The sequence below is a fragment of the Streptomyces sp. NA02950 genome (genome assembly GCF_013364155.1).
GTDB lineage: Bacteria > Actinomycetota > Actinomycetes > Streptomycetales > Streptomycetaceae > Streptomyces.
This window is the reverse complement of the sequence record NZ_CP054916.1, coordinates 7,502,108-7,515,709: the sequence shown is the minus strand read 5'-3', so window position 1 is coordinate 7,515,709 and position 13,602 is coordinate 7,502,108. Positions and strand designations below refer to the sequence as shown.

Annotated in this window: 10 protein-coding genes and 2 pseudogenes; 6 read left to right on the top strand and 6 right to left on the bottom strand. The window is 66.2% G+C overall.

Going from position 1 to position 13,602, the window contains the following annotated elements; genetic code table 11:
* Window positions 1–106 precede the first annotated feature (106 nt).
* Window positions 107–532: a hypothetical protein gene (locus HUT19_RS33045; RefSeq protein ID WP_176183956.1), complete on the top strand. Its 426-nt coding sequence runs from the start codon at window positions 107–109 to the stop codon at window positions 530–532.
* 37 nt (window positions 533–569) lie between these two features.
* Here HUT19_RS33045 and HUT19_RS33040 read toward each other — a convergent pair whose 3' ends face one another.
* The 3 genes and pseudogenes from HUT19_RS33040 to HUT19_RS33030 form a co-directional block, all read right to left on the bottom strand.
* Entirely contained in the window at window positions 570–1,154 is a 585-nt protein-coding gene (locus tag HUT19_RS33040; protein WP_254885911.1) for a hypothetical protein, read from the bottom strand.
* 241 nt (window positions 1,155–1,395) lie between these two features.
* A pseudogene (locus tag HUT19_RS33035) lies at window positions 1,396–2,477 on the bottom strand (integrase core domain-containing protein).
* Between the two features lie 581 nt (window positions 2,478–3,058).
* A complete protein-coding gene (locus tag HUT19_RS33030; protein WP_176183955.1) occupies window positions 3,059–3,718 on the bottom strand; it encodes an HNH endonuclease family protein in 660 nt (219 codons plus the stop codon).
* Between the two features lie 1,358 nt (window positions 3,719–5,076).
* Here HUT19_RS33030 and HUT19_RS33025 point away from each other — a divergent pair.
* The 3 genes from HUT19_RS33025 (at window position 5,077) to HUT19_RS33015 (ending at window position 6,935) form a co-directional block, all read left to right on the top strand.
* Window positions 5,077–5,238 (top strand): hypothetical protein, encoded by a 162-nt coding sequence (locus tag HUT19_RS33025; protein WP_176183954.1) that lies wholly within the window; start codon window positions 5,077–5,079, stop codon window positions 5,236–5,238.
* A 202-nt stretch (window positions 5,239–5,440) separates the two neighbouring features.
* Complete coding sequence (locus tag HUT19_RS33020) at window positions 5,441–5,926, top strand: hypothetical protein (protein WP_176183953.1); 486 nt, start codon at window positions 5,441–5,443, stop codon at window positions 5,924–5,926.
* A 217-nt stretch (window positions 5,927–6,143) separates the two neighbouring features.
* Entirely contained in the window at window positions 6,144–6,935 is a 792-nt protein-coding gene (locus HUT19_RS33015; RefSeq protein ID WP_176187590.1) for an SAM-dependent methyltransferase, read from the top strand.
* 6 nt (window positions 6,936–6,941) lie between these two features.
* Here HUT19_RS33015 and HUT19_RS33010 read toward each other — a convergent pair whose 3' ends face one another.
* The 3 genes and pseudogenes from HUT19_RS33010 to murF all read right to left on the bottom strand — a co-directional run.
* Window positions 6,942–7,892 carry a helix-turn-helix transcriptional regulator gene (locus HUT19_RS33010; RefSeq protein WP_303332261.1) on the bottom strand — a complete coding sequence of 317 codons (951 nt, stop codon included), beginning with the start codon at window positions 7,890–7,892 and terminating at the stop codon, window positions 6,942–6,944.
* 86 nt (window positions 7,893–7,978) lie between these two features.
* Window positions 7,979–8,194 carry a DUF397 domain-containing protein gene (locus HUT19_RS33005; protein WP_176187588.1) on the bottom strand — a complete coding sequence of 72 codons (216 nt, stop codon included), beginning with the start codon at window positions 8,192–8,194 and terminating at the stop codon, window positions 7,979–7,981.
* A 1,318-nt stretch (window positions 8,195–9,512) separates the two neighbouring features.
* Window positions 9,513–10,805 (bottom strand): annotated as a pseudogene (gene murF / locus HUT19_RS33000) (UDP-N-acetylmuramoyl-tripeptide--D-alanyl-D-alanine ligase); the annotation flags it as partial.
* 219 nt (window positions 10,806–11,024) lie between these two features.
* On the opposite strand from murF, the gene HUT19_RS32995 reads away from it, so the two are divergent.
* Both HUT19_RS32995 and HUT19_RS42330 read left to right on the top strand, forming a co-directional pair.
* Window positions 11,025–12,368, top strand: a complete 1,344-nt coding sequence (locus HUT19_RS32995; RefSeq protein WP_176183951.1) for an endonuclease domain-containing protein — start codon at window positions 11,025–11,027, stop codon at window positions 12,366–12,368.
* A 450-nt stretch (window positions 12,369–12,818) separates the two neighbouring features.
* Window positions 12,819–13,571, top strand: coding sequence for a transposase (locus HUT19_RS42330; RefSeq protein ID WP_254886260.1), 753 nt, complete (start codon window positions 12,819–12,821; stop codon window positions 13,569–13,571).
* Window positions 13,572–13,602: the final 31 nt, after the last annotated feature.

Below are 13,602 nucleotides of genomic sequence, written 5' to 3'. Positions count from 1 at the left end.
GGCCGACGCCGACAGAGCCCCGTCACCCCAGGCCGCGACGATGGGCAGGCCTTGCGGGAGGCAAGCGGGCGATGCGTCGCAGGCGGATCGCGAGTTGCCGGGAGGGATGACCGGGGGGAACCTGAACGGAGGGGGCGGCGTCGAGCGGAACGTGGAGCGCGTGATGACGAAGATCAAGTTCGAGAGCGTGTTCGCGCTGGCCATGGAGGGCCACGGTCAGCGATCGATCATCCTCCGTGTGGACGGGGAGGAGGTCTGGGAGGGGCACATCGGCCAGGGAGAAATCGTCAACATCAACGTGACGTTGCCGATCCAGACGCTGTCGGTCGAGTTGGGGACCAGGAGATTCGACGAACACGGAAATCCCGACGGCTTCCTCAACTACAAGCACCTCGTCGAGATTCCGCACCCCTCGGAGGAGGACGTCTGGAAGGTCACGCTCTTCGACGACAACATGACCCGGGCCCTCTTCCGGAGCCGTATCGACGGCCTCGGAGGAAAATTCGAACTCGAAGTCTCCTTCCACGGCTGACCGGGACGACGGCCTTGGTACTGGTGAGCTGGCGTATTCAACTATCGCGGATTCCCTTGGGAGCCCAGCCCGCTGGTGACCGGCTGTGATCACCAGCGGCGTATCGGCTCCAGGTCCCGCCGCTTTCTCTGAGGATGCGGCTGGTGGTCTTGTCGTGGTAGCCGAGGGCATCCGCGACGACGGGGGCGGGTAGTTCGAGGAGTTGTTGTCGGATGGCGGCGCCGCGGGCGGCGGCGACCGGGATGCCGATCTCCCGCAGTCGTGAGGACATGTGGTCGGGACGGGCCGGCCGTCCGGCCCGGCGGCCGGGGAAGAGCCAGCGGGATGCATGGTTGGTGGCGGTGTTCATGTTGTCGCGGTCTGCGAGGTAGGCCAGTAGCAGGGCTGCCGCTGGTTCGGGGACGGGAGAGGCGGGCTCCCCGAGCCGCAGGAGCGTGGTCTCTCCGTCGTGGAGCACGTCGTCGACCGTGAGCTGGACAATCCGGGTCAGGGGCTGCGCGTAGAGGAGAAAGATGAGGCCGGCGACACGGAGGCGCATCGGTGTGTCTGCGTCGGTCAGCAGTCGGCCAAGTGCGGCCAGGCGCTCGTCCTCGCTCAGCGCGGGTCGTCTGGAGATCTTCATGGTGGGGATGGACAGGGCCTGTGGACATCGGCGGCTCTTCCTGGCCCAGTTGAGGAAGGGCCTCAGGCAGGTGCGGCTGTGTTCGGTGTTGTCCGCGAACCAGGCGTCGATGTCGAGTTGGCCGCAGGACGAGAGGGTGCTGTCACGGGTACCGAGCCACTGCAGGAAGGTGGTCGCGTGCTTGATCTGCTCGGCTGCGAAGCGGCGGATGCTGTGCCGCTCGAAAAGTCATCGCGGCACGTCATGCCGCATGTCTGTACTCGTTGATGAGGCCGCCGAGGATCCGGGCGCGCTCAACTTTGTGGGTGCTGAGGTCATGTGCTGCGGCGGGTTGTTCGTGAGCGTCGGGTGGTAGCTGGTTGCGGGCTTGGTGGGGTCGGTGCTCGTTGTAGTGCCGCTCGTAGGATGCAAGGACGTGGCGGGCGTGGGCCTCGTTCATGATCAGGACGTGGTCGAGGGCTTCGCGTCGGATGCTGCCGATGATGCGTTCGCAGTGCGCGTTCATCCGGGGAGCTTGTGGCGCACTTTTGAGGATCTCCATGTCCTCGGCTTGGAAGACCGCGTCGAATGCCTGGCTGAACTTGCCATCGCGGTCGCGCAGCAAGAAGTGCAGGGAATCGATGCGTGTGCCCAGGCCAATCGTGAGATTCCTTGCCTGCTGCACTGCCCAGTCCTGTGTCGGGCGGGCGGTGACCCCGGTGATGTGCAGTGCCGGGTGCCGTGCTCGAGGAACACCAGCGCGTACAGTCGCTTGCCGAGCGCCGTGTCGATATGGAAGAAGTCTGCCGCGATGATGCCCTCGGCTTGCGTGGTCAGGAACTCGCGCCAGGTGGGGCCTGCGCCGTGCGGTGCCGGATCCATGCCCGCGGCATGCAGGATCTCCCAGACCGTCGACGCAGCCATCCGATGCCCGAGCCGGGTCAGCTCCCCCTGGATCCGCCGGTGCCCCCACCTCGGATTCTCCCGGGCCAGCCGTAGGACGAGCCTCTTGATCGCTGCCGTGGTGGGTGGGCGTCCGGTGCGCCTGCGCGCGGTGTAGTCCCACTTCGCGGCGATGAACCTGCGATGCCAGGCCAGCAGGGTGTCGGGGGCGACAGGGAAGACCTGGTGCCAGTGGCGCCGGGGTATCAGCCCGGACAGGGCGGCGAACCAGAACCGGTCGGCGGGCTCGTAGCGCATCGGTCTGGCCAACTGGCGGCGCAGGACCGCGTTCTCGTGCCGCAGCACCAGCAGTTCCGCGTCCTTCGCCGCCCCGTGACGCAGGAGCACCGATGGAACAGTCAGCAGCTTTCGGGTCACCTTGTACAGCAAGGGCACGATCACGGAGGACATGATCCCAGCGGACTGGCCGTACCACTCCCACCTGCGACGACAACTTTTCGAGCGGCACAGGGGGAAGTTGCCGGGAGTGGTGCTCACCAGCCAGTGGGGGTTCGTCTGTACCACCCACACCGCCTCCCACCAAGTCGGTTGGGCTGTTCGCAGGCGCAGGGTTAGTCCCTTCTTCCGAGTACGCCCGACCGCCGAGGTAGGCTGCTCCCCGCGCCCGCGGGGGGCTCCGATCAGGGGGCAGACGGGCAACCGCCGCCTACTCCCCACGCTTGCGGGGTTGGTCCCGGCCTGGCCGAGATTCCCGGCGGGCTCGTGGACTGGTCCCCGCACCCGCGGGGTTGGTTGCTCATCACCGGCGGAACCGGCGGCGACCGACTCTGGGACACAACCACCGGTCGGCTGCTGGCTCTGGAAGCTTCCGTGACGTCCGGCTGCCGTCAGCGAGATAGGGCCTGCGAAGGTGGTGGCCGCACTGCTGATTGTGGGCCCACCTTCGCGTTGCCTGAATCGGGCGCGACGACACGCCCCCTCATCGGCCTCGGGAATGGCGAGGGGGCGCGTAGCGCAGGGCGTCAGCGAGCCAGTACCACGGTGATCTCCTCATCCGGGCATCTGACTGCGATCCGCTGGAGCGCTGCCACCTCGTCCGGGTCCGCTGAGAGACGCCACCTGGTCTTCACCGCGGCCCAGTCGGCAATGTACCGGCAGTGCGCGCTGGGGTCCGATGGCATCCAAGTTGTCGGATCCTGGTCGGCTTTCTGCCTGTTCTGCTGCGCGCTCACCGCGTCCAACGCTCGCGGTTCACCCAGGTCGTTCGCATAGTCCTGCCGCTCCTGCGCCGTCCATGCCGACGCTCCCGAATCCCAAGCCTCGGCGAGTGGCACCTTGTGATCAATATCCAGGCTCGTCGGCCCGTCCACTAGCCGGCCGTCGTACCACGAGAACCAGCTTCCCCCGGTGATCTTGCATCGGGGGCCGACATCGGGCGGCTCGACGGCCTCCTCTTCGAGCACCTCTGCCCTTGTGGCGCAGCCATCATGATCAACGTCCACCCAATGCCGGAACTTGCTGCGCTCGTATCCGTCACGGGACTCTGCCGTGACGGGCAAATCGGCGATCGCCTGTGTGAGCGTGGTCGTCACCATGTCGCCTGGGGTCGCCGACGCAGGGGTGAGCGGGAGGACGAGGGCCGCGAGTGCCGCGCCGCCGACGCATAGTGCCTTGAGTCTCATGCCACTCCTCAGTAGGGGTCGGCAAAGTAGTAGCGGTCGCCACCTGAAGATCACTCGACAGCACCGACTGAGGGTCCGCAGGACGCGGCATCTTCGGTGATTAACCAGTGCGGGACGGAGGCGACCAGGGCAACCGCGCTACACCTCTCGAACCCGGCGCTCCCAAACGCCGGGTGAGCGGGCCTTCGCACATGAGCACAGCTGGTTCGAATATGCCTGGCGGGAGGTGGCGGCTCTCGGAAGAGCCCTGCTGCGCCGACTGCTGATCTTTCGCTCTGGAGCCGATTGGCTGGACATGGCGAGCTTCACCAAGCACACCAACATCTATGGGTTGTCTGACTTTCGCCGGAGCACGCTGGACGGACCACGACGTACTTATCGAGTACCTCACACACGATCTGCGGGATCGCACTCAAGAAGGTCAGCGCACCTGCTCCTGCTCGCGTGGGGAGCCAGGGGCGCCGACTCTGGTTCGCCGGGTCCCGAGCAGACACCCGGAGGACTCGACCTGCAGATGCACGAGGCCGACGCGGACTGCGAGGTCGGCGAGGACAACCAGGCGATCACCTTCCCGGGCAGCCTGAGCGATGAGATCACACAAGTTACCGGCAACCCGCCGGGGTATGGCCGCCGAGTGTGCCCCGAACTGCCACCAGCGCCACGACACCGTCGCGCATCTTCGCCGGGTGGCCGAGGCCCGCCGGAAGGAGTACGACTGCCTCCGGCAAAGGGTTCTCTGACACCGTCGCGGAAGCTCAAGCACAGGGCTTGGCCAGCAATCCGAAGTGGAGATGTGGACCCGGCGGGCTTCAACCGCGTGCGTAGACGGAGGAATTCGACGAGTGCGGACCAAGAGGCCGCCCTGGGGAGGCGACACGATTTCCGGTGGTGGATCCGCTGTTTGCAGGAGTCGAAGTGACTGAGGCCATCGATTCACCCGAAAGGGTGGCAGGCCTCGGGTGACGCGCGAGGGATTTTCAGGCCCACCTGACCATTTCTGACCGTAATTGCCAGGTGTGCTTCGCTCGTTGTTCACGCGAGTGGTCTGCTGTGTCGGAAATCGGTCAACGCCAGGGGGCGCCACCGCTCTATTGGGAATGTCCGATTCCATTTTCATGTGGATCAAGTGCCCGCCGCAAGCAGGTAATGCGACTAGCGTCCGACTGGGCACGGAAAGAGTCCCGAGGCTGACGTCAACCAACTCGGGACCCCTCCCTCGTGCCATCTCAACTACGCACCGAGGAGCGCGAAAATTGATTCAGCACGTCCGCTGGAAGCTCGCAAGCATCCTTCCAGCAGCGCCAGAGATTAGCATTCCGCTGTCGGCCTTACTGCAAACCGCTAGTTCCAGCGTCTTGATGCTCACTCTGCGCTTCAGTTCTCTGCTCTTGATCGGCGTCCTCGCCGCAGCGGCCGTCCGTAAGGAGCCCTTCCCGGTGGAGGTGCTGGTGGGCATGACGGCTGCCTCCGTGTCGGACCGCAGCTGCTTCATCTATGTGAAGCTCCGCCGTACCGCCTGACACTGCGACCTGCGTGAAGAAGCCCTCGCCCGTTCGACGGGCGAGGGCGCACCGCCACCAACACGGCGAAGTGGCCAACGAGCCGACGTGCTTGATCCCTCTGCCGTCCTGACCCGACGGCCTCCGTGTCCTGCGCGCCGTCGCGCTTGCGTGCCGGGCTTCGCTCCGTCCTGCCCAGCAACCCCTTGTGAGGTGAAACGTCATGCTGATGCGCTCCAGCCCGCCGGGGTTGCGCGCTGACACCGAACTCAACGACTGGCACCTCGCATGGACGGACCCGTCAATCGTCCAGCGACTTCCGGTCTCCTACAACGCCTTCTGCTGCGACCGCTGGACGGTCTACCGGCGTTTCGGCACCGCAACCGCAGGATCCCGCCACGGAGGTGTCAGCATCGCCCGCGCCGCCCTGCGCGATCTCGGCGAGCAATGGGAGAGGGCGCTTCGCAGCTCCTCGCCAGCCGCACACGCCTGGGATCTGCTCTCCCGCAGAGCCTCCGAGCGTCGAACCACTTCACCACTCGGACTTCATCACCTACTCGACCGCGACGAAGCGGACGCCCTGGTTCTCCGCTACAAGCTTGGCCTGTCTCCCCTCCACGCCGGCTACGCGATGGGCCTGTCCAAGGCCGACTTCGAGCTACTGCGCCACCGTGCCCTGCGGAGTCTGCTCCCCAGCCGAGCGCAATGAAATATGCCTGCGTCGTATTCCCTGATGAGGCGGTTGGCGTGCGCCGGAGCCGTGGTGAGTCAAGTCTCGACTGAAATGCCATCAAATGACGTGCTCCGTTGATGGATGCGGGTAGCCCAGCCTCGGCTCATCCTTCTAGCATGGGACCTCTGCCTTCGGAGACCGGCAGCGTCTAAGGGGGACGTGTGCCTTCCGAGAGCGTGGGGAGCGGATCATCATCGATGTAAGCAGGCCAAGTGTTGCCAGAATGTACGACCACCTTCTGGGCGGCACGGACAATTATCAGGTCGACCGTGAAGCCTGTGACGAATTACTTCGCATAGCTCCCAGTACCCGTGAATTGGCGCTGGTCAACCGGGCCTTTCTCATCAGGGCCGTTCGCTATCTCGCCCGGGAACAGGGTGTGCGCAGATTCCTCGACCACGGCTCCGGACTTCCGACACGACCAAACGTGCACCAGGTCGCCCAGGACATCGATCCGGCCAGTGAAGTCGTCTACATCGACAATGACCCCGTGGTCCTCGTCCATGGGGAAATTATGCTGGCGGAGGATCCGACAACCACGGCCGTCCTCAACGCCGACATGCGCGATACCACAAAGATCTTCGAGAGCAGCGCGGTACGACGACTGCTGCGCGACGAGCAGCAGCCGGTCGGCGCTCTGTTCGTCTCTGTTCTCCACTGCATCCCCGACGATGACGACCCCTGGGGGCTGGTGCGCAAAGTCGCCCAGCAGTTGCCGCCCGGCAGCTACCTGGTGATCTCGCAGCTGGCCAGTGATGATCCGGAACTCCGCCACAGCATCACCGATTTCATGCAGGAGATCACCCATAACTCCTGGGGACAGGTCCGCTCTATCAGCGAGGTCAACCGGTTCTTCGAGGGCCTCGACCTTCTGGAGGCCCCCGAGCCCGTCGAAGTATCGCGCTGGCTGCCGGACAGCGATCTCGCTCCGCGGCAGCGAAGCGAGGAGTGGATCGAGTACGGCGGGGTCGCCCGCATCGGATGACGTGGACTACTCCTGGGGCTCGTCGGCCAGCCGGTCGATGTAGTGCTGGAGCCGACGCAGAGTCTCCGTCTTCGACAGCGCGTGTTGCCACCAGTAGTCCATGGACGCCATAAAGGTCTCGATCTGCGCGCTGTCGGTGAGGAACTGGCCGCTGACGTTCTTGTCCTCCAGGTAGACGGATCGGCCGGCGTTCCCCTCATGAGGCTTGCACAGGGTTATGGCGGGGTGCAGCGGAGAGCCGTGCCGCATAGCTGACCCGGGCAGAATGCGCAGATGCACGTTGGGCTTGTTCTCCGCGACGGTGAACAAGTGGCGCAGCTGCTCCCGCATGACCAGCACGCCGCCCAGTTCCTTGTCCAGCACATACTCCGCAATGACGGCCCTGAACATGGGCGCGTTGGGCTGGTCCAGCAGATGCTGCAGACGAAGCCGCATCTCCAAACGGCGTTCGATGGCCGCGAGATACTTGCGACGTGTCTCGGGGTCGAACTGTGCCTGGGCGAAGTCCGCCATCAAGGCGCGGGCGTAGCCCGCGGTCTGGAGCATCCCGGGGACATTGTTCTCCTGGTACACCTGGACCACCTTCGACGTGGACTCCAGAGCGAACAGGGACATGAGCGTGGAGTTCGCAATGTCCGCGAAGGAGGACCACCACGTCTGCTCGTGAGGCCACTGCAGGAGCATCTCCGCTTCCCTGACGCAGTCCTCCGGCGCCTGATAGAAGCGCAGCAGCGCGAAGACGTGTTCCGCCTTGAGCGTGACGGTGGCGTTCTCGTAGCGACTGAGCTTGGGCACAGACCCGAACCCCGAGACGGACCGCACGACCTCGTTCTGGTTCATCCTGCGCTCCTGACGCAGGTGCTGCAGTAGAGCGCCGACGAGTTTCGCCGCTGCTTTCGGTGTGGTCGGCGGTGGCTCCCCCTGCCGCCCGACCAAGGCCAGAATCTGACCCGACATGTGCACTCCTCGCGCGGGCGGGACTCTCCCACCCGCGCTAAGAATGAACAGCCCCCTGGCCAAAGGCAACCTATGGCCGACACTTTTTAGACAGTCATAGCCTTGAACTCGCCCTTCGTCACACCCTCGAAGAAGGCCGCGATCTCGTCGCGCGTAAAGACGAGTGCGGGACCATCCGGGAATCGCGAGTTGTGCATCGCGATCTCGTTTTCACCGACCCTTGCAACCTCCACGCAGGAGTTGATCGCGTCGCATGCGGACGCCTTCACCCACTGTGCTCCGGTCATCGTGCCGGCAGCCATGCCGTTGTGGATCCTGCTCACCGCAAACCACCTTCCACTTGCTGACCAGCATCGATCGACTGTCACTGGTCATCCTCATCCCGACACCCCGCCCGTTTTCACTCTGGCGCGCAACTTTCACGGGCCAGCGAGAACAGATGATATCCTAGACGGTACGAGGAGTAGCCGCCGTCCCCCGAAAGGGCGCTCTTGACAGTATGGAAACCATTAGTGTGATTAATGACTGAGTCGCGAAACAGCCTGGAAATGGCCGGAGATGCACTGCGCGAATCCTGGGCCCGAGCTTCCCGGGAGTGGCCTCGAATTCCCTCGCTCACGCCGTTTCCCCAACGCGTGGCAGGGCGGCATCGACGATGACGACGGCAGCCGTGAATCCCTGCTCGCCCGACAACTGCTGTACTACTGTGCGTCGCAGGTGGACAGGCAGTTCCTCGCCCTCGGGTGCATGCGGCGCGGGGACGGGCTGCCCGCTCAGGTCGCGTCGGCGGAGTGCCGCATGACGGCACGCTTCAATCGCGCGTGGTACGGCCGCGAACAGGCTGTCTGCCACCTCGGGATCGACGCGACGGCGACCAGGCAGGGTCTCCGCGGCCAGCTGGATGACTGCCTGAGGTACATCCTGGGGGTCTCTCCCCGCGCTCCATGTATGAGCGCCACCGGCTGTGGTCGGCGGACAGCACCTGGAAACGAGTGCTCAGCACGCTCAGGCCGCATGACGCGGTCAGCGGGATCGACAGGGACACGAGCGAGCATCCACCGTCGAAGGCGCTCACCAGCACGCGGCGGGGCGTCCGCACCACGGTCCGAACACAGGAGCGGAGGGTTGTGTGCGGCGGATGTACGGTGTGCCACTGCGGTCCGGGGCGGTTCGGTGTTGGTGCCCCGGCCGCGAGCGGCAGGGGCACCGTTACGCTCAGCGCTTCTTCTGCTTCTTCACCTGCGGTTTGTTCCATTTCCCACGGTGATCTTGGCATCGGGAGTAGCCCACCATGGCTAGCTTTCGGCAAGGCTTCCCCGTTGTGGTGTCAGTCGACCCGCACCTACTCTGCTTCCCCAACGCTCTCCCCTTCCCTTGGTCTCGGCGCGCCAAGAGATGCTGGTTCAACGGTGCTGGCCTGCAAGGTGCAGCGTGTTGTCCATTTGATTGAGCGACCGAAATCGGACTGCTTGCGGCTGGTTCCGCTCGCTCCCGACTCCGACAGGTGCGGCAACCGAAGGGGTCTTCTGCGCCCGGAAGGATGAGCTGGAACTGGTGGTGTTGGGCGGGCCAACGATTGCGTCCCCTGCGGCTCCTCGAGGCTATGGCCTGGCCGTGTGGTCAGCCCGCGATTCCCGTGGCCTCGGGCTTGGTCAGCCGCATCGCGGTGTCCTCCAGGCCGACGCCGTGGCTTCCCTTGACCAGCACCACGTCTCCGAGCTGGAAATAGGTAAGCAGCAATTCGAGGGTGGCATCCCGGTCTGGCACCAGTGCGGTCGTAACGCCGCCCTCAACAGCGGCCGCATACACGAGGGCGGCCTCCGCCTGGCCGACCGCGATCAGGTCCGTGACACCGGTCCGAGCAACGAGCTGGCCCAGCTCTGTGTGATAGGCCGCGGATTCCGCACCCAGTTCCCGCATCTCGCCCAGAACCGCAACAGTCCTGCGTCCGCCGCCTGCCATGGCAGCCAGCGCAGCCAGGGCGACCGCCATCGAGTCGGGGTTCGCGTTGAAGGCATCGTTGATCACCGTCACCCCATCCGGACGCTCGGCGACTTCCATCCGTCCCGGCGTCAGCCGCTGCGCACCGCTCAGCGCCTCGGCCGCCTGCCGCACCCTCGCCCCGAGGCCGATCGCCACGGCAGCGGCGGCGGTCGCGTTGGCGACGTGATGGGCGCCGTGCAGCGCGAGCGTCAGGCGAGCCTTCTCGCCCTGGTGAGCCAGAGTGAACGAAGGCCTGCCCGCGACGTCCAGCTCGACCCCGATGGCCCGGACCTCCCCGGCTTCGCGGCCGAACGTGAGGACCGGCGCGATCGTGCGCGGTGCCATCGACATCACGTACGGGTCGTCGGCATTCAGCACCGCCAGGCCACCGGCCGACAGGGCCTCGACGAGCTCGCCCTTCGCGGCGGCGATCGACTCCTTCCCGCCACCGAACTCGCCGCCGTGCCCCCGTTCCGACGTTCAACACCAAGCCGACCTTCGGCGGGACGACCGTCAGATACGCGATGTGTCCCTTGCCACGCGCGCCCATCTCCAACACCAGCAGGCGGGTGTTCTCATCCGCCCGCAAGACGGTCAGCGGCATGCCGATCTCACCGTTGAACGACAACCGGGTCATCACCGTCATGTCCATGGTCTGCAGCACCTGGGCCAGCAGGTCCTTGGTGCTGGTCGTCCCGGCCGAGCCGGTCAGGGCGATCACCATCGGCGAGTTCAGGCGTGCCAGCACCGCGCGCGCCAGTGCGCCCAGTGCGTCCTGCACGTCCGGAACGACGATCGACTGTACCCCGACCGGTCGCGCGGCCAGCACCACCCTCGCCCCGCCGCTACAGCGGCCTCGGCGAAGTGGTGTCCGTCGGTGCGCTCACCGGGCAGCGCGATGAACAGTGCTCCAGGTTCCACCAGCCGCGAACCGATGATGGCCAGAGCGACCATGGCAGCCAAGCACCCGCCTGCCACGGTTCGCATTCTTGGCGTTCTGGTGGTGAGGCTGCGGGCACGGGAGGTGCTGACGAACCAGATGCCCAGGAATAAGGAGTTGCGGGGCGGGGGATGCGGCGTGGGCGGCGGCCTGGCTAACCGAGGCGCTTGGAGAGCCGTTTCCGCGTTGCAGGCCGTTAGCCTGTCGGCATGTCAGAGCGTATCATGCCCGGTCGCACGGACGACCTGATCACCCTGGGTGCCGCAGACGCTCTGTGGGTCGATTTGACGGCCGACAGTGCTGTGCCGACGGCTTCTGGGGCATTCACCTGCTCTCCTGCCCGTGCCCGGGTGGGGTACGTCCTGCTTGGCGGCCATGCGGTGGCGACGGTGAGGGCGAGCGGCGGTCAGTGGAGTGTTCCGGAGGTTGAGGTGCGCCGGGCGGCCGCGGAACTGAACGCGGTTGGGATGGATCGGCAGGACCTGGTCCGCATCGGCCCGTTTCGTGGGGCGCCGAGGCAGGAGTGCAACGAGGAAACGCGGCTGCGTTGGCGCCAGCGCATCACGGGGGAACTGCACGAGCTGGGCGGCCCCGAGCGGGCAGCACGACGTGAAGTCGGCCGGCCGTACCATCTGGCGGGGATTGACTGGCGACAGATACTCGTGGAGCAGACCCGCGACGGGACGCAGCGCACGTGGTGGCTGCCGCGCGCTGTGGTCAGGCTGCTCGATGCGGCCGAGCACACCGAAACGCAGTGGGTGCAAGCCGCGCGGACCCGCCAGGCAAGCGCAGCCGTCACCCAGCCGACCTCCCATCCCCGGCAGGCCCGAGCCTCCGACGGTCGGCAGACGACGAGCCCCGAGGGCCCCACCGCCTCACTGCGCCCGTACAACGGAGAGCTGGAAGGCCAGCTGTACTCGGTGCTCAGCAGGAAGCCCGGTACCTCCCGCAGGATGGCCGGGTGGGCGTGCGCCGTCTGCCGCACTGCGCCCGCAGCCGTCCTCGACCACTGCCACGAACACGGCTACGTCCGCGCCCCCGTCTGCCAGTCCTGCAACACACAGGAACGCCCCGACCACCTGTACAGCAACGACATCCGCGTGGCGCACCGCTACACACGCCTCTTCCACACCGACACCGACGACTGGCTCCGCCACTGGCACCGCTGCCCCGGCTGCCGCGCACGCACCACCCTGCCCCTGCCGCACCTCGCCGCATGGACCGCCCACATAGCCTGCCGATCGCTGCGCCCGACCCACCGCGCCCCCCGTGGGCGCAAGCCCTGCGGTGTCTTGCGCGTGTCCTGGGCGGGCAGTCAGAACGCGCCCCGTTCCTGCCTGCTCACTGTCGCCGTCGACTTCTGCCCCTCCGGCGAGCACCGTGTCCTGGCGCGAGTCCCCTACCGCGAAGCCGCCGAGCGGTTTCGTGTCTGGCTGGCCGAGACGGCACCTGCCGTGGCCGCCGCGGCCGGTCCTGACCGCTTGGACGGCCTCCCCACCCAGTTCCGGCCAGTCATCGCGGACACCAGCGGCGAGGGCCTGGCACTGTTCTAGCGAGCACCGGGAGACCTGACACCCCAACGTCCCCTCGCAGCTGCTGACCCCCGACACGCTCACCCCGCTCGCCCAGCGAAATCCGCAGCAGAGTTGCGGGTGCCGTGATCGTCAGGCTCGCGGGCTCGGCAGCAGCGAGCTGGGCGTAGACACAGGCCCGTGTAGGGCAGGTGACAGATTCCGCGCCCAGGTGACAATTTTCACGCTCAGTCACAGTCGACCATGCTCCGGCTGGCCATGCCGACGCCGTTGATGGGGATCTCTGAAATCGGCTCTGGCCGCAGTTCCGGATGCTGTTGGTGATCTTCGCTCGGTGGGGTGAAGCTGTGTGGTCTTCCGTCCTTGCTTGGTTCGGGTGTGCTGCTCTTGTCTGAGCGGGGCGGATCGAGCGGTCGGAGGGCCGCGATGGCGATGGGCTCGGGTGTGGGGCGGATGGTTCCGCCGTTGACGGTGCGGATGGCTCGGGCGAGCAATCCGCGAGGCACGGCCGCGATGTGGGTGCGGGACCGGCTGGATGAACTGTTCGTCGATGAGGACTTCGCGGACTGGTATCCGGCTGACGGGAGAAAGGGGCTGTCACCGGCCCGGCTCGCGTTGGTGTCCGTGCTGCAGTACGCCGAGGGTCTGACCGACCGACAGGCCGCTGAGGCCGTGCGGTGCCGTCTCGATTGGAAGTACTGCCTGGGCCTGGAGCTGGACGATCCGGGGTTCGACTTCTCAGTACTCAGTGAGTTCAGGGACCGGATGGCCCAGGGCGACCGGGCCGACCGCCTGCTGGCTGTGATGGTCGAGCATCTTCTGGCGGCTGGGCTGGTCAAACGCCGCGGCCGGGTGCGGACGGACTCCACCCATGTGCTCGCTGCGGTCCGTCGCCTGAACCGGGGAGAGTTGGTCGCCGAGACCTTACGGACCGCGCTGGAGGAGCTCTCGGAGCACGGTGAGGAATGGCTGGCCCGGCTCGTCACCCAGGACTGGGCAGACCGCTATGGCCGGCCGGTGCGTTATGACCGGCTGCCTCGCGGTGGGGACGCGCTGATCGCCTACGTCCTGAAGGTCGGCGCGGCAGGTCTGGGTTCAGCAGTACTGGTACGACGGCGATGGCCAGCTGCGCTGGCGTGGACCGAAGTCCACTCGCGACCGGGCCAGCCGACGGGCTACCGAGCAGAGGAACACCGGCAAGACCAAGGCCGACGGTCGGCCTGATCCCGCCTCGGCACGAGTGCCATGGTCCAGT